Origin of the sequence: [Pseudopropionibacterium] massiliense, from assembly GCF_900607225.1 — a bacterium.
Taxonomy (GTDB): domain Bacteria; phylum Actinomycetota; class Actinomycetes; order Propionibacteriales; family Propionibacteriaceae; genus Arachnia; species Arachnia massiliensis.
This window is the reverse complement of the sequence record NZ_LR027842.1, coordinates 2,058,535-2,074,878: the sequence shown is the minus strand read 5'-3', so window position 1 is coordinate 2,074,878 and position 16,344 is coordinate 2,058,535. Positions and strand designations below refer to the sequence as shown.

The 16,344-nt window shown below is 67.2% G+C and carries 12 protein-coding genes and 1 riboswitch; of the genes, 11 read left to right on the top strand and 1 reads right to left on the bottom strand.

Translation table 11 applies throughout. The features are described from left to right. From E0E39_RS09235 to cobF, 4 genes are all read left to right on the top strand, one after another. Positions 1-253 (top strand): adenosylcobinamide-GDP ribazoletransferase (locus tag E0E39_RS09235; protein WP_207302464.1); only part of this gene is annotated, 253 nt, incomplete at its 5' end. Next, positions 250-1,197, top strand: coding sequence for a cobalamin biosynthesis protein (locus E0E39_RS09230; protein WP_130874480.1), 948 nt, complete (start codon positions 250-252; stop codon positions 1,195-1,197). The genes E0E39_RS09235 and E0E39_RS09230, both read left to right, overlap by 4 nt. Further along, complete coding sequence (locus E0E39_RS09225; protein WP_130874479.1) at positions 1,194-2,627, top strand: cobyric acid synthase; 1,434 nt, start codon at positions 1,194-1,196, stop codon at positions 2,625-2,627. Before E0E39_RS09230 ends, E0E39_RS09225 begins: the two co-directional genes overlap by 4 nt. Next, positions 2,624-3,394 carry a precorrin-6A synthase (deacetylating) gene (gene cobF, locus E0E39_RS09220; RefSeq protein WP_130874478.1) on the top strand — a complete coding sequence of 257 codons (771 nt, stop codon included), beginning with the start codon at positions 2,624-2,626 and terminating at the stop codon, positions 3,392-3,394. The genes E0E39_RS09225 and cobF overlap by 4 nt, the downstream gene beginning before the upstream one ends. Positions 3,395-3,709: 315 nt before the next feature. On the opposite strand, the gene cobN is transcribed toward cobF, so the two are convergent. Next, positions 3,710-7,375, bottom strand: a complete 3,666-nt coding sequence (gene cobN, locus E0E39_RS09215; RefSeq protein WP_130874477.1) for a cobaltochelatase subunit CobN — start codon at positions 7,373-7,375, stop codon at positions 3,710-3,712. Positions 7,376-7,403: 28 nt separating this feature from the next. Next, positions 7,404-7,510: riboswitch (cobalamin riboswitch) on the bottom strand. An 88-nt stretch (positions 7,511-7,598) separates the two neighbouring features. Here cobN and purU point away from each other — a divergent pair. The 7 genes from purU to E0E39_RS09180 all read left to right on the top strand — a co-directional run bounded on the left by purU (position 7,599) and on the right by E0E39_RS09180 (position 16,343). Beyond that, complete coding sequence (gene purU, locus E0E39_RS09210; protein WP_425470708.1) at positions 7,599-8,447, top strand: formyltetrahydrofolate deformylase; 849 nt, start codon at positions 7,599-7,601, stop codon at positions 8,445-8,447. Next, entirely contained in the window at positions 8,444-9,778 is a 1,335-nt protein-coding gene (locus E0E39_RS09205) for a hemolysin family protein (protein ID WP_425470707.1), read from the top strand. Before purU ends, E0E39_RS09205 begins: the two co-directional genes overlap by 4 nt. After that, positions 9,771-10,976: a phosphotransferase gene (locus E0E39_RS09200; RefSeq protein ID WP_130874474.1), complete on the top strand. Its 1,206-nt coding sequence runs from the start codon at positions 9,771-9,773 to the stop codon at positions 10,974-10,976. The genes E0E39_RS09205 and E0E39_RS09200 overlap by 8 nt, the downstream gene beginning before the upstream one ends. Before the next feature lie 88 nt (positions 10,977-11,064). Continuing rightward, complete coding sequence (locus E0E39_RS09195; protein ID WP_165444714.1) at positions 11,065-12,183, top strand: BMP family ABC transporter substrate-binding protein; 1,119 nt, start codon at positions 11,065-11,067, stop codon at positions 12,181-12,183. A gap of 106 nt (positions 12,184-12,289) precedes the next feature. Then, entirely contained in the window at positions 12,290-13,843 is a 1,554-nt protein-coding gene (locus E0E39_RS09190) for an ABC transporter ATP-binding protein (protein WP_130874473.1), read from the top strand. Continuing rightward, on the top strand, positions 13,840-15,018 hold the full coding sequence (locus E0E39_RS09185; protein ID WP_130874472.1) for an ABC transporter permease: 1,179 nt from the start codon (positions 13,840-13,842) through the stop codon (positions 15,016-15,018). Before E0E39_RS09190 ends, E0E39_RS09185 begins: the two co-directional genes overlap by 4 nt. Continuing rightward, complete coding sequence (locus E0E39_RS09180) at positions 15,015-16,343, top strand: ABC transporter permease (RefSeq protein ID WP_130874471.1); 1,329 nt, start codon at positions 15,015-15,017, stop codon at positions 16,341-16,343. The genes E0E39_RS09185 and E0E39_RS09180 overlap by 4 nt, the downstream gene beginning before the upstream one ends. The last annotated feature ends 1 nt before the right edge of the window (position 16,344 follow it).

Below are 16,344 nucleotides of genomic sequence, written 5' to 3'. Positions count from 1 at the left end.
CCGCAGGAGGTGTCGCTGCCAGCAGGCCGCGAACACCCAGGCGGCCACCTGGTGGTCGCTGGGCTGGCCTGCGGCGGCGTGCTGGGCGGGTGTGGTCGTGGCCGCCTGGGTGTTCGCGGCCTGCTGGCAGCGACACCTCCTGCGGCGCCTGGAACGCCTGAACGGCGACTGCTACGGTTCCCTGATCGAACTGACCCAGCTGGCCGTCTGGCTGGGGATCGCGCTCACCGTGAACCTGATCGGAGTGGCATGACACTGAGACACCGCGGCCTGGGACTCGCCATCGGGGTGCTGGCGGACCAGGTGTTCGCCGACCCGCAGAAACACCATCCCGTCGCATGGTTTGGTTCCTGGGCCACCCGGGTCGAGAAGGCCACCCACGCGGACAACAGGGCCGCGGGGACGGTGTTCACCGCGCTCGCCGTCGCCCCCGTGCTGGTGGGCGGGATGCTGGTGGAGCGGGTTTCCGCGCGGTGTGGCTGGGCGCAGGTCGCGGCCACCGCCGCCGCGACCTGGGCTGCGCTCGGGGCCAGACGACTCGCCGACGAGGGGAGGATCATGGCCGACCGGCTCGACGGCGGCGACCTCGACGCGGCCCGGGAGCAGCTGCCGAACCTCTGCGGCCGCGACCCGCGTTGCCTCGACGCCGAGGGCCTGGGACGCGCCACCGTCGAGTCGATGGCGGAGAACACCAACGACGCCGGGGTGTGCACGATCTTCTGGGGGGGCCTCGCGGGGGTGCCCGGAATCCTGACCCACCGCGCCCTCAACACCCTCGACGCCATGGTCGGCCACCGCAACCAGCGCTACGGGCGTTTCGGCACGGCATCGGCGCGCACCGACGACGCAGCGGCCTGGCTGCCGGCGCGGCTCACCGGGGCCCTGGCGTGCGTGTGCGCGCCGCTGGTCGGGGGGGATCCGATCCGGGCCTGGCGCATCATGCGGCGCGACGGCGCCAGTCATCCCAGTCCGAATGGCGGCTGGTGCGAGTCCGCATGGGCAGGTGCGCTCGGGGTGCGACTGGGCGGGGAGAACCGCTACGGCGACCAGGTGGAGTCCCGCCCCACCCTCGGCGACGGCCCCCGCCCCACGGGACCGCAGGTGCGTCGCGCAGCGAAACTGGTGACCGCCGTCACCGCCGCCGCCACGGGGCTCCTGGCCGGGGCGTTGATCGCGTTCGGAGGTGGAAGGAAATGACCGGGCTGCTGATCGCCGGGACCGCATCGGATGCGGGCAAGTCGTTGATCGTGACGGGTCTGGCGCGCGCGTTCCAGCGCCGCGGGATCACGGTGGCCCCGTTCAAGTCGCAGAACATGTCGAACAACTCGATGGTCTGCTCGGACGGCACCGAGATCGGGCGCGCCCAGTACCTGCAGGCGCAGGCCGCCGGGGTGGAGCCGAGCAGCCTGCTGAACCCCGTGCTGCTGAAACCGGGCAGCGACCGGCGCAGTTTCGTCGTGCTCCGTGGCCGTCCCGCGGGCCAGCTCGGGGCGGGGGAGTACGCCAGCGGACGCCAGCACTTGGCCGAGGCCGCCTTCGACGCCTACGAGGAGCTCGCCGCCGGCCACGACCTGGTGCTGTGCGAGGGCGCCGGATCGCCCGCCGAGATCAACCTGCGGCGGGGCGACTACGTCAACTTCGGCCTGGCGGAACGTTTCGGGCTGCCCGTGGTTCTGGCCGCCGACATCGACCGCGGGGGTGCCCTGGCGGCGATCTTCGGCACCCACGGCATCGTCTCCGAACAGGACCGGGGCCGGCTGGTGGGATATCTGATCAACAAGTTCCGCGGCGACCAGGCGGTGCTCGACCCGGGGCTGGACGAGCTGACCCGGCGCACCGGCCTCAGGAACTACGGTGTGCTGCCCTGGCTGGCGGACGTGTGGCTGGACGGGGAGGACGCCCTGACCATCGGGTCGCGGGCGCTGCGTCCCGGCACCGGGGTGCTGAACGTCGCCGTCGTGCACTTCCCCCGAACCTCGAACGCCACCGACGTGGATGCCCTCGCCGCGGAACCGGGCGTCCAGGTGGTCGTCACCGCATCACCCGAGCAGGTCGCCAGTGCCGACCTCGCGGTGCTGCCGGGATCGCGGGCCACCGTCACGGACCTGGCGTGGCTCAGGGACAGGGGCCTGGCAGACGCGATCCGGGACCGCGCCCGCCAGCAGCGGCCCGTGCTCGGTATCTGCGGTGGCTACCAGATGCTCACCGACCGCATCCTCGACGACCTCGAATCCGGTGACGGCGACGTCCCCGGCCTGGGCCTGCTTCCCGGCGAGGTGCGTTTCGGCGAGGTTAAGGTGCTCGGCAGACCGTCCGGGACCTGGCGGGGAGAACCGGTCGAGGGCTACACCATCCACCACGGGCGGGTTCACGCCACCGGCGGGGAGGAGTTCTGCGAGGGTCAGCAGGTCGGCGCCACCTTCGGGACCATGTGGCACGGGGCCTTCGAGTCCGACGGTTTCCGCCGGGCCTTCCTCGAGGAGATCGCGCGGCTGACCGGCAGCGGCTGGCGGCCCAGCGAGGGGGCACCCGGCTACGCCGAACAGCGGGAGGCCATGATTGAACGACTCGCGGATGCCTGCGAGGACAACCTGGACGTGTCGGCGCTGCTGGAGGTGGCAAGGTGAAGGTGAACATCATCGGTATCGGGGCGGGCAATCCCGCCCACCTGACGGGTGAGGCCATCGAGGCCATGCGTGAGGTGGACGTGTTCCTCGTGGCGGACAAGGGGGAGGTGAAGGCCGACCTGGTGGATGCTCGCCGCTCCCTGTGTGAAGCACACCTGGAGGCCGGGACGTATCGTTTCATCGCCGTCGACGACCCGAAACGGGGACCGGACGCGGAGCGCACCAGGGAACAGTACGAGGCCGGGGTGGCCGACTGGCACGCGGCCCGGGCACGTGGCTACGCGGAGGTCATGAGGCAGCTTCCGGAGGGCAGCGTCGTCGGTTTTCTCGTCTGGGGTGATCCCGCCTTCTACGACTCCACGATCCGCATCGTGGAGCGCATCCGCGAGTTCGTCGACGTCGAACCCCACGTGGTGCCGGGCATCACGGCCTTCCAGGCCCTCGCGGCGGCCCACGGCATCGTGCTCCACGAGGTCGGCGGACCCGTGCACATCACCACGGGCCGGAGGTTGGTGGAGCAGTGGCGTCCCGATCTGGGCATGACGGTGGTGATGCTGGACGGACACCTGAAGGTCCAGCACCTCGTGGAGAAGGCGGCGGATGCCACCATCTGGTGGGCGGCCAATCTGGGACTGCCATCCCAGGAACTCAGGAGCGGTCGCCTGGCGGACGTGATCGACGAGATCATCGCCACCCGGGCGAAGGTGCGCCGGGAGCACGGATGGGTGATGGACGTCTACGCCTTCGCTCTTCCCGAAGCTGACTGACCCGGCGGCCCTGAGAGAGACGTCGACATCCCGGCGGCCCATGCGGCGCTCAACCCTCGGCTGACTCGCCTTCCCGTCAAAAATCGGGGTTGAGCGCCACACAACCAGGATGTTGTGCACGACTCCGGCCACACCCACCGGTCAGGTCGGATCGTCTCCCATCTCATGAATGCCCCAATCCCATGAGGCTTGCTCACAAGGTGGGGGCACCGACCAGCACAATCCTCTGGTGAGGGGGTTGTGGCCAAGGTCTCAACCGGCTTCGGAGAGGCTGTGAACAAGCCTCCAGACTCTGCCGCGCAGCTGGTCGGGACGTCACTCCTCCAGGTCGCCCTCCACCTCCAGGTAGAGCTCGTGGAGTTGGTTGATCAATTCGGGGTCGGGGTTTTCCCACATTCCGCGATCCACCGATTCCTGGAGACGCTCGACCATGCTGCGCAGTGCCCACGGGTTGGCCTGGCGCAGGAACTCCTGGTTCTGCTCGTCGAGCAGATAGGTGTTCGCCACGGACTCGTACATCCAGTCGCCCACCACCTGTGCGGTGGCGTCGAAACCGAACAGGTAGTCGACGCTGGCGGCCATCTCGAAGGCCCCCTTGTAACCGTGGCGGCGCATCGCCGCCAGCCATCTCGGGTTGACCACGCGCGCCCGGAACACGCGGGCGGTCTCCTCGGCGAGGGAGCGGGTGCGCACCGCGTCGGGGATGCTGGTGTCACCCACGTAGGCCTTCGGCGCTTCACCGGTCAGGGCCCGGACCGTAGCCACCATGCCGCCGTGGTACTGGAAGTAGTCATCGGAGTCGATGATGTCGTGTTCGCGGGAGTCGACATTCTTCGCGGCCACCTTGATGCGGCGATAGTTGTTCTCCATGTCGTCGCGGGCGGGGGCGCCGTCGAGGTCGCGTCCGTAGGCGAAACCACCCCAGGCGGCGTAGACCTCGGCCAGGTCCTCGTCGGAACGCCAGTTCCCGGACTCGATCAGCTCCAGCATCCCGGCCCCGTAGGTACCGGGTTTGGAACCGAAGATGCGGGTGCGGGCGCGACGTTCGTCGCCGTGGGCCTCCAGATCGGCAGTCACGTGGGAGCGCACGAAGTTGGATTCAGCGGGTTCCTCCTGCGCCGCGGCGAGTGCCACGGCGTCGTCCAGGAGGGCGACCACGTGTGGGAAGGCGTCGCGGAAGAACCCGGAGATCCGGACGGTCACGTCGATGCGGGGCCTGCCGAGCTCTTCCAGGGACATGACCTCCAGGCCGACCACCCGGCGGGACTGCTCCTCCCACACGGGACGGATACCGAGCAGGGCGAACACCTCGGCGATGTCATCGCCGGAGGTGCGCATCGCGGATGTGCCCCACACGGACAGCCCGACGGAGCTCGGGTATTCCCCGGTCTCCTCCAGGTAGCGGGCCACAAGGTTCTCGGCCGCGGCCTGCCCGGTCTGCCAGGCCAGCTTCGACGGGATCGCCTTCGGATCGACGGAGTAGAAGTTACGGCCGGTCGGCAGCACGTTCACCAGGCCACGCAGCGGTGAACCCGATGGCCCCGCAGGGATGTAGCCGCCGTCGAGGGCATGGAGGACCGCGGGGATCTCACCCTCGGTGGCCTTCAGACGGGGCATCACCTCGGTGGCGCCGAACTCCAGGGCGGCGCGCACCCCGGCGACGTCGATTCCGTCGCGCCCGGCGAGTGGGGCGACGATGCCGTCGATGGCGCCAGTATCCCAGCCGGCCGCTGCGAGCTGTTCCACGAGGGAACGGGCCTCTGCCTCCACCCTGTCGGTTTCCTCCCGGGTGACGGAGACGTCCTGCTGGTCCTCCGGCAGGCCGAGGGCGACGCGCAGCCCCGGTACTCCGTCGGTGCGGCCCCCGAAGATCTGGTTGGAACGCAGGATCGCCAACACCAGGTTGACCATGCCCTCACCCTCGGGAGCCTGCGAGAGCACGTGGAGGCCGTCGCGGATCTGGACGTCCTTGATCTCACACAGCCAGCCGTCAACGTGCATCACGAACTCGTCGAAGGCATCCTCGTCGGGGCGTTCCTCGAGTCCGAGGTCCTGGTGCATCTGGGCGGCCTTGATGAGTTGCCAGATCTCGCCCTGCAGCGCGGGAGCCTTCGCCGGGTCCATCACGGAGACGTTGCCGTACTCGTCGAGCAGCTGCTCCAGCCGGGAGATGTCGCCGTAGGACTCGGCACGTGCCATCGGTGGGATGAGGTGGTCGACGATCGTGGCATGGGCACGCCTCTTGGCCTGCGTGCCCTCACCGGGATCGTTGACGAGGAACGGGTAGATCAGCGGCAGGTTGCCCAGGGCCGCATCAGGGCCCGAGACGGCATCGAGGGCCAGGGTTTTGCCGGGCAACCACTCGAGATTGCCGTGCTTGCCGACGTGGACGACGGCGTGCGCCCCGAACTTCTTCTCCAACCAGCGGTAGGTGGCCAGGTAGTGGTGGCTGGGCGCCAGGTCCGGGTCGTGGTAGATCGCGATCGGGTTCTCCCCGAAACCACGGGGCGGCTGCACGAGGATCACGATGTTGCCCGCCTGCAGGGTTGCGGCGACGATCTCGCCGTCAGGGTTGGTGGCGCGATCCACGAACAGATTGCCGGGGGCCTCACCCCAGGTCTGTCTCACCTGCTCCCGCAGCTCGGCGGGAAATTCCGCGAACCAGCGACGATAGGTGGCGGCGTCGATACGGACGGGCTGACCGCTCAGCTGCTCGCTGGTCAGCCATTCCTCGTCCTGCCCGCCGGCCGCGATGATGGCGTGGATGAGGGCGTTGCCCGCTGTGGTGTCCGGATGTTCGCCCTCCACCGGCTCCAACTCGCCGGTGCCCGGGATCTCGCCGGGGGCTCCCAGGTCGTAGCCCGCCTCCCGCATGGCGCGCAGCAGCCGGATGATCGAGACGGGGGTGTCGAGACCGACCGCGTTGCCGATCCGGGCGTGCTTGGTGGGATAGGCCGACAGGACGATGGCGACCCGCCGTTCGGCGGGCGGGATCAGTCGCAGTCTCGCGTGATTGACGGCCAGCGCGGCGACCCGGGCGCAGCGTTCCGGATCGGGGACGTAGTGGGGCAGGCCGTCGGCATCGATCTCCTTGAAGGAGAAGGCGACGGTGATCAGCCGCCCGTCGAACTCGGGAACCGCCACCTGGGTGGCGACGTCGTAGGGGCCCATACCATCGTCGGTGGCCTCCCAGGTCTCCCGGCTCCAGGTCAGGGTCAGGCCTTGCAGGATCGGGACGTCCAGTTTGGCGAGCTGCTCCACGTCCCAGGCGCCCTCGTCACCGCCGGCGGAAGCGTCGGCGGGGGTGAGACCACCCGAGGCCTGCACGGTGGTGATGATGGCGTCACAGGTGCCCAGGTGTTCGATCAGTCCCGGGTCGGGGTCGCGCAGCGATGCGGTCTGGATCGGAACGGCCAGCCCACCCGCCGCGTCGATGGCATCGGCAAGAGCGATGATGTGGGCGATGTTGCCGGCCGCGTAATGGGCCCGGTAGAAGATGATGCCGATCCTGGGGCGGCGATGCCCTGCGGGCTCGTCGGTGGGGGCATCGGGCCGGGGCAGTTCACTCCAGACGGGCATCATCGAGACCGGTTCGAAGGCATCACCCGTCAGCAGAACGGTGTCGGCGAGGAAGGCGTGCACGTTGCGAAGATTGTCGAGACCACCCTGCACGAAATAGGAATGGGCCTGCGCCGCGACCCCCATCGGCACGGTGGAGAGCTCCATCAGTGCGGCGTCGGGGGTGTGCTGACCACCGAGAACCACCAGCGGCAACCCCGATTCAACGCACGTGGTGAAGGTCTCGGGCAGTTGTTCCCTGCCGCCGAGGAAACGGAACACGACCAGCTCCGCGCCGTCGATCAATTTCTTCACCGCGTCGACGTCGAGTTTCACGGGATTGCCGTACACGTAGTCGGCTTGGCTCGCGCGTGCGCTGAGCAGGTCGGTCTCGGTGGTGGTGAGCAGTGCGATTCTGGTCAAGGTGTCCTCCGTCAGGATCCACGTCCGGGTGGTTGAGGTGCCTGCGGGGTGTTCCTGACTTCGCGGATGCGTCACAGTGGCGGGACCGTCCCGGAGTCGCACCGGGTTCCAGAGCCCGAAGGCGAGCCAAGCCTAGCGTTCCTGTCGCCAGGCGAGTTGTTTCTTCAACGGTTGGGGTTTCATCAACGGCTGAGAGCGAAGTACTCGGTGCACATGGCCTACGCTGGGGCTCATGCAGGACCTCGTCATGACGTTGCGATGCCCGGATGGTCCTGGCATCGTCCACGCCCTCACCGGAGCCGTCGTCTCCCTGGGGGGCAACATCACCGAATGTCAGCAGTTCGCATCCGCCGACACGGGGCGTTTTTTCACCCGAATCGCCCTGATCGGCCCCACGCGTGACGATCTGATGAGCGTTCTGCGCCCCGTCGCCGAAAAACTCGATGCGGAATTCGACATCTACGAGATGGAACGTCCGACCCGCGTGCTGTTGCTCGCCTCGAGGACGGCGCACTGTCTCAACGAGCTCCTGTTCCGATGGCGTGCGGGGACCCTCCCCATCGACATCGTCGGCGTCATGGCCAATCACGACGTTCTGAGATCGCTGGCCGATTTCTACGGGGTGCCGTTCACCCATCGGGTGGTCGTTCCCGAGACGAAAGCCGATTTCGAGGCCGAGCTTCGAGGCGTGGTCGAGGAGAAGAACGTGGACCTGGTGGTTCTGGCTCGCTACATGCAGGTCCTCAGCCCCGAGCTGTGCGACCACCTGGCCGGGCGCGCCATCAACATCCACCACTCCTTCCTACCCGGTTTCAAGGGGGCCAATCCCTACAGGCAGGCACACAACCGCGGGGTGAAGCTCATCGGTGCGACCGCCCATTTCGTCACCAGCGATCTCGACGAGGGACCGATCATCGAACAGAACGTGGTCAGGGTGGATCACACCATGGGAGTCAGCAAGCTGGTCAGCAAGGGGCGGGGCCAGGAATCGGAGACCTTGGCGGAGGCCGTGCGTCTGTTCGCCGAACACCGGGTGCTCATGGACGGGAACAGGACGGTGATCTTCCGCTGATGTCGGCGGCCTCTGACATTGCGCTGATCGCGCTGTTCATCCTGATCGGCGGCACCTTTGCGGCCGCCGAGATGGCCTTGGTGACGCTGCGCGAGTCACAGATCAGGCAACTTGCCGTCAAGGGCAAACGGGGCCGGGCCATTGAACGACTCACGAGTGACCCCAATCGTTTCCTGTCCGCGGTGCAGATCGGCGTGACGCTGTCCGGTTTCCTCTCCGCGGCGTTCGGTGGAGCGACCCTGGCCGCGGGACTCGCCCCCGTTTTCGAGAGCTGGGGGATACCCGTCTCAGTGGCCGAGCCGCTGGCGCTGGTGATCATCACGATCGTGATCTCCTACTTCTCCATCGTGATCGGGGAGCTGAGCGCGAAACGCCTCGCCATGCAACGCGCCGAGGAATTCGCGCTGGCACTCGCCCCCCTGGTGGCCGGAATCGCGTCCTTGGCGCGTCCCGTCATCTGGTTCCTGGGCGTCTCCACCGACGTTGTGGTCCGGGTCTTCGGCGGCGATCCGAAACTCTCGAAGGACGCCGTGAGCGATGAGGAGCTGCGGGAAATGGTCTCGGGATCGACAACTCTGGGGCAGGAGGAACGCAACATCGTCGACGAGGTCTTCGCCGCAGGGCAGCTCAGCCTCCGTGAAGTGATGGTGCCTCGCACCGAGGTGGAATTCCTGCCCTCCGACATGCCCATTCAGCTGGCCTACAAAGAAGTGCGCGGGGCACCCCATTCCCGCTACCCGGTCACGGCCGGCTCCGTGGACAGGGTGATCGGTTTCTGTCACGTCCGGGACCTGATGGATCTCGACGCCGGGGAACGCGGAGGGCAGCTGTCCGAAATCGTGCGGCCCGTGCTGAACCTTCCGGAAACGGTGAAGTTGTTGCGGGCCCTGTCCGCGATGCGTGCCGCGAAGGCCCACATGGCCATCGTCCGGGACGAGTACGGTGGCACGTCGGGGATCGTCACCCTGGAGGATCTGGTGGAGGAACTGATCGGCGACATCACCGATGAGTACGACGTGGTGGACGGCACATCGCCCGCGAGAGTCGATCCCCTGGCCCGGCTTGACGGATTGACCACCATCGAGGAGTTCGCGGGACTTTCCGGGTACGTCATTCCCGAGGGTCCCTACGACACCGTCGCGGGATACGTCATGGCCCGGCTCGGACGCCTGCCCACGGTCGGGGACGAGGTGAGCGTGGAACTCTCCCCGCGCGAACCGGCGGAGGGGGACACAGTGGCGCCGACCTGGGTGTTCAGGGTCGAGGACATGGACGGAAGACGTGCTTCCTGGATATCCGCGCGCAGGGTCTCGGGAGCTGGCGATGGATGACGGGTCGAGGTTGCTGACAGGTCCCGGGGCGGGCCCCGTTCTCAGCGCGGCAGTTCGTCACGCCGGGGGAGAGCTGCTCAGCTGGACGTTGGAACACGTGGACGCCAATCCGAACCAGTCCACCACCGCCACGTACCTGGCGAAGGTGTCCTGGCCCTATGGGGAGCGCACCGAGTTGCTGGGTGTCTCCGCCCGCAGCGGGGAACTGTCGGAAACCGACCGCGGGGCCGAGGTCTTCGGCGACGGCAACCGTGAGGTGGCGGTGTGGATCTACCCGGCCGATCCCGATCTTCCGGGGCTGAAACGGGCCGCCTATCCCGAGCTGCTTGCCGAGCTGGTCAATGACGCCCGGCTGCTGCCGTATCTCGTCACCGGGGACGAGCTCGAATTGAAGATCATCGGTTACCGGCCTCGTCGTCGTGCCGTCGTGCGGTTCACCACGGGCGGAAACACCTTCTACATCAAGGCGATTCGCGCCAAGCTCTTCGACGACGTGTTGTTCAGGCATCGGATGCTGACCAGCGCGGGAGTGCCGGCGCCCCACGTCGCGCACACCACCGACGACCAATTGATGATTCTCGATGCATTGCAGGGCAGATCCCTGGCACGTGCGATCTTCGAGCCCGGTGACCCGTGCACCCCCGAACAGCTGATCGAGGTGCTCGACTCCATGCCCGCGAGCGTCGCACAGTTGGAGCGTCGCCCACCCTGGAGCGACGCCGTCCAGCACTACGCGGAGATCGTCTCCTCCGCCCTGCCCGAGGTGCGTGGCGATCTCGGATGGGCAGCGCAACGGATCCAGATCGGTCTCGCCGGGATCCCGCTCGGCAATGAACCCACTCACGGCGACTTCCACGAGGGTCAGGTGCACGTGGCCGCGGGGCGGGTGGTTGGGATCCTCGACGTGGACACCATCGGACCCGGCCGGCGTGCCGACGACCTGGCCTGCCTGATCGCCCACCTGTCCACCATTCAGCGCATGAACCCGGCTCAGGAGGCCAAGGTGCGGGACCTGCTGGCGCGTTGGGTTCCGGTCTTCGACAGACGAGTGGACCCGGTGGAGCTGAGGTTGCGGGCAGCGGCCGTCGTCATCTCCCTGGCAACGGGCCCCTACCGTAGCCAGGAACCGAACTGGCAGGAATCCACCAGGCAGATGGTCCGATCGGCCTTGGCCCTGGTCAGGCAGGTTGCGGGCTGATAACGATTCGGCGGGGTGCCGCTCCCCGGGGATGTGCGCGCGATATGGTCAAGGCAGCCAGGAAACCTTCCGAAGTTTGGAGCTCGAAGTGACCAAGTCCCTGCTCAAGCTCGCCTCTCTCGCCGCCATCAGCTCCCTGCTGCTGTCCGCCTGCGCCGAGGCGCCGACGACGACCTCCTCGTCCCCGGCCGGTTCCGCGCCGGCCAGCAGTGCCACCGGCGACGCAACCGCCGCCTCGGGGGATTTCAAGGCCTGCATGGTTTCCGACTTCGGTGGTTTTGACGACAAGTCCTTCAACGAGACCTCCTACAAGGGGCTGCTGCAGGCGAAGGAGCAACTAGGCGTCGAGACCGCACAGATCGAATCCAAGGAGGAATCCGAGTACGCACGCAACGTCCAGTCCATGATCGACGCCAAGTGCGGTGTCATCGTGACGGTCGGGTTCGCCTTGGCGAATGCCACGGAGGCTGCCGCGAAGCAGAACCCGAACGTCAAGTTCGCGATCGTTGACAACGAATCCTTCGAAGGCGTGGACAACGCGAAGGGGCTGATCTTCGACACCGCCCAGCCCGCCTTCATGGCGGGTTACGTCGCCGCCTCGCTGACCCAGACAGGGAAGGTCGGCACCTTCGGGGGGGCCAAGTACCCGACCGTGTCGATATTCATGGACGGTTTCGCCCAGGGAGTCGAGTACTACAACCAGGCCAAGGGCAAGAGCGTTCAGGTGCTCGGTTGGGACCGTGCCGCCCAGGACGGGCAGTTCATCGGCGGCGCCAACCCGTTCGACGACAACACCGGTGGCAAGAACACCGCCAACACGCTCATCGCGCAGGGCGCCGACGTCATCCTGCCAGTCGCAGGCCCCTCCGGGCTGGGTGCGCTGGACGCCGTGAAGGAGACCAACGGCAAGGTGAACGCCATCTGGGTGGACACCGACGGTTACGTCTCCGCGCCCGAGTACAAAGACGTGATCATCACCTCGATCGTGAAGAGCATGGACGTGGCCGTCCTCGACGTCATCAAGGCCGCCAAGGAGGGCTCCTTCTCCTCCGATCCGTACGTCGGAACCCTCAAGAACAAGGGCGTTGATCTTTCCGAGTTCCACGATTTCGACTCCAAGGTGTCGGCCGAGACCAAAACGGAGTTGGAACAGATCCGTGCCGACATCATCTCCGGGAAGATCACGGTCGAAACCACCGTCAGGTGATGCGGTAACAAGGTGAAGTGAAACAAGGCGGAACGGGGACGTCCCCTGGGGTGTTCCCGTTCCGGTGAACGCTTGTAGAGTGGGTCCGCCTGATGAAGGAGGAACAGTGACTTCGTCTCCCCCGGCCGCTCCCGTGTTGTCGTTGGAAGGCATCACGAAACGTTTCGGTTCCTTCACGGCGAACAAGGACATCAGCATCGATGTCGTCCCGGGGCGCATCCACTGCTTGCTGGGGGAGAACGGCGCGGGAAAATCCACCCTGATGAACATCCTCTTCGGGTTGTTGACCCCCGACGAGGGCGAGATCTGGATGGGGGAGGAGCAACTGAGGCTGGGGGATCCCCGCCAGGCCATGGCGGCCGGTATCGGCATGGTGCACCAGCACTTCATGCTGATTCCCCCGTTCACGGTCGCGGAGAACATGGTGCTGGGACACGAACCCGGCTCCGCGGGGCTCCTCGACATCGACCAGGCCAGGCGGCGGGTGCGGGAGCTCTCGGAGCGGTATCACCTGGAGGTCGATCCGGATGCGCTCGTGGAGGATCTTCCTGTAGGTATCCAGCAGCGGGTCGAGATTCTGAAGTCCCTGGCGCTGGACGCCCGCTACCTGATCTTCGACGAGCCGACCGCGGTGCTGACCCCGCAGGAGATCAGCGAACTGATGGGTGTGATGCGTGCGCTGCGCGACGAGGGCCGCGCGATCGTCTTCATCACCCACAAGCTCCGCGAGGTGCTGGAGGTCGCCGACGACATCACGGTCATTCGACGCGGGGAGGTCGTCGGGCGCGCCGAACCCACCAGCACCGAGGCCGAGTTGGCCGCCATGATGGTCGGGCGTTCCGTCGATCTGAAGGTGACCAAGCAGGCGCCGAACATCGGGGAGGAGCGCCTGGTGATCTCCGGGTTGACGGTGGCCAACGCATCCGGGGCGGTGGCAGTCGACCACCTCGACCTGACGGTGCGCGGCGGCGAGATCATCGTCATCGCGGGGGTTCAGGGCAATGGGCAGAGCGAGCTGGCCGAGGCGCTGCTCGGCACGATGACCCCGGTTGGCGGCACGATCGTCCTTGACGGCGCCGATGTCACGAGGCTCAACCCCGCCAGAACCCTGAGGGCAGGCCTCGGATATGTGCCGGAGGACCGGAACAAGGACGGCCTGATCGGGGAGTTCTCGATCGCCCAGAACCTGGTGCTGGACAACCTCGACCACTTCAGCGTGGGCGGGAACCTCAAACTGGGGCAGATCAACCAGCACGCAGCGACGCTTGTTGAGGAGTTCGACATCCGCACCGATTCCTACGCGCAACCGGCCAGGTCGTTGTCGGGCGGCAACCAGCAGAAGGTGGTGCTGGCCCGGGAACTGTCCCGCCCACTGTCGCTGCTGCTGGCGAACCAACCGACCCGGGGCGTCGACGTGGGTGCGATCGAATTCCTCCACAACCGGATAGTCGCCGAACGGGACAGGGGAACCGCGGTGCTCATCATCTCCACGGAACTCGACGAGGTGGAGTCCCTCGCGGATCGCATCGCCGTCATGTACCGGGGACGCATCGTCGGGCTCGTCGCCCCGGACACCCCCCGCGACGTGCTGGGACTCATGATGGCGGGGATCGACCACGAGGATGCGGTCACCATCACGGAGCAGGAGGGCCAGGCATGAACACCGGATCCCGTGGTCGCCCGGCCTGGGTCAACACAGCCCTGGTGAGCACGGCCTCGCTGATCCTGGCCTTCGCCGTCGCGATGATCATCATGGTGGTCACCGACGCGGAGATCATGGCGAAGTACGCCTACTTCGTCGCCCGGCCCGGCGACGCCCTGGACGCCACCTTCGGCAAGATAGGGCTCACCCTCGAGGCCATGTACGTGGGTTCCCTCGGGTCGGTGACCGCCCTCACCGAAACCACCGCGGAGGCGGCCCCCCTGATAGCGGCCGGTCTCGGGGTGGCGCTGGCCTTCCGGGCCGGATTGTTCAACATCGGTGCCCAAGGGCAGGCCGTGATGGGGGCGCTGGTCGGGGCCTATCTCGGCTTCAGCGTCAAGGGACTCCCCGCCATCCTGCACCTTCCGCTGGTGATTCTCTCGGGTGTTCTCATGGGCGCGCTCTGGGGTGGTGTGGTCGGCCTCATCAAGGCACGCACCGGAGCCCATGAGGTGATCCTCACCATCATGATGAACTACGTCGCCGCGAACATCCTCTCTTACCTGCTGAAGCAACCGTTCATGCGGCAGCCGGGGGCATCCAACCCGATCGCCCCGGTTCTGGAGTGGAGCGCCACCCTGCCCCGGGTTGCCGGGACCCGCCTGCACCTGGGGTTCGGGCTGGCGCTGCTGGCCGCCCTGGGATGCTGGTGGCTCCTGGAACGCACCAGGTTCGGTCTCCGGCTGCAGGCGGTCGGGTTGAACCCGGACGCCGCGGCGACCGCGGGCACCTCCGTGGGGCGGGTCACCTTCACGACGATGGCGCTGGCCGGTGGCCTGGCCGGTCTCGGGGGCCTGATCACCGTCACCGCCCCCGTGATCCTGACGAGCTACCCGCCGCAACTGACCGTCAGCATCATCGGCACCCTCGGGTTCGACGCCATCACGGTGGCCCTGCTCGGGCGTTCCCGCCCCCTCGGTGTGGTGCTGGCGGGGCTGCTGTTCGGCGCGTTGAAGGCGAGCCGTACAGCCATGGTCACGATCGCCGACACCCCCAAGCAGCTGGTTGATCTCATCCAGGCCCTGATCGTCCTGCTCGTCGCGGCGCCCGCCTTCGTCACATGGCTGCTGCCCTTCCTCAAGGAACGCAGGCGCAGGGCCGTCCGGACCGTTCCCGAGGAGGCCAAGGCATGAGCACCGACACCATCGTTCCCGGTGCCGACGCCCCGGAAAGGGACGTCGTCGAATCACCGGAGGGGCGTTCCACACGCATGGCGGCGGGGATTCTGCTCACCCTGCTCGGGGTGCTGCTGGTGGTGATGGCGTTCACCGCCAACCCGACCGGGAGAATCGCCCTGTCGGACGCCTTCGCGGATGTCCAGCTGCCGACCATCGAGGTTCCGGGCCTGCCGGTGCTGCTGCTCCTCGCCCTGCTCACCCTGGCCGCGGGGGCCGGGTTCCTGAGCGGCAGGCTCCCGAAGAGGTGGCGAACCGCGGCGGGAGCGGTCGCCGGGGTCAGCATCCTCATCGGTTTCATGGTCTGGGCCGCGGCGTCCTCCACCGTCCCGTTCACCCTGACGAGCCAGCTGAACCTCACGCTGGCGTACTCGACGCCGCTGCTGTTCGGGGTGCTGGCCGGTGTCCTGTCGGAGCGCGCCGGCGTGGTGAACATCGCGATCGAGGGCCAGTTCCTGGCCGCGGCCTTCGCAGCCTCTGTGATGTTCTCCATCACCCAGTCCTCGGGGTGGTTCTCCGTGACCCAGTCCTTCCTGATGTCCCTGACGGCGGCGGCCGTCGCAGGTCTCCTGATGGGGGCCGTGCTGGCCCTGTTCACGCTGAAGTACCTGGTGGATCACGTGATCGTCGGGGTGGTCGTGAACCTGCTGGCGACGGGGTTGACGGGCTTCATCTTCCAGCAGCTCGTCGCCCGTGACCTCAAGACCTTCGGCGTGGTCAGCCCCATGCCGGTGTTCGCCGTTCCCGCGCTGAGCGACATCCCGTTCATCGGGCCGATCCTGTTCACCCAGCGTCCCCTGACCTTCATGGCCCTGCTGGCGGTTCCGCTGGTGTGGTTCCTGCTCCACCGCACCAAATGGGGGCTCCGGGTCCGGGCGGTCGGTGAACACCCACGGGCCGCGGACACCGTCGGGATCAAGGTGATCTCCACCAAGACCCAGGCCGTGCTGCTGGGCGGGATCTTCGCGGGTCTGGGAGGGGCCTACTTCACGGTTGGTTTCGTCGGAGCCTTCCAGGACAACAACATCACGGCCGGAAACGGCTTCATCGCCTTGGCCGCGGTGATCATGGGCCGCTGGCATCCCGTCTGGGGAGCGGGCACGGCCCTGTTCTTCGGATTCGCCCGGGCCCTGGCACAGTCCATCAAGCTGATGAACCTCCCGATTCCCAGCGAGTTCATCGAGATGCTGCCCTACGTCGCCACCATCATCGCCGTCGCGGGACTGGTCGGCCGCGTCCGTCCGCCCGCCGCCGATGGCGCCCACTTCGTGAAGACCCACTGAG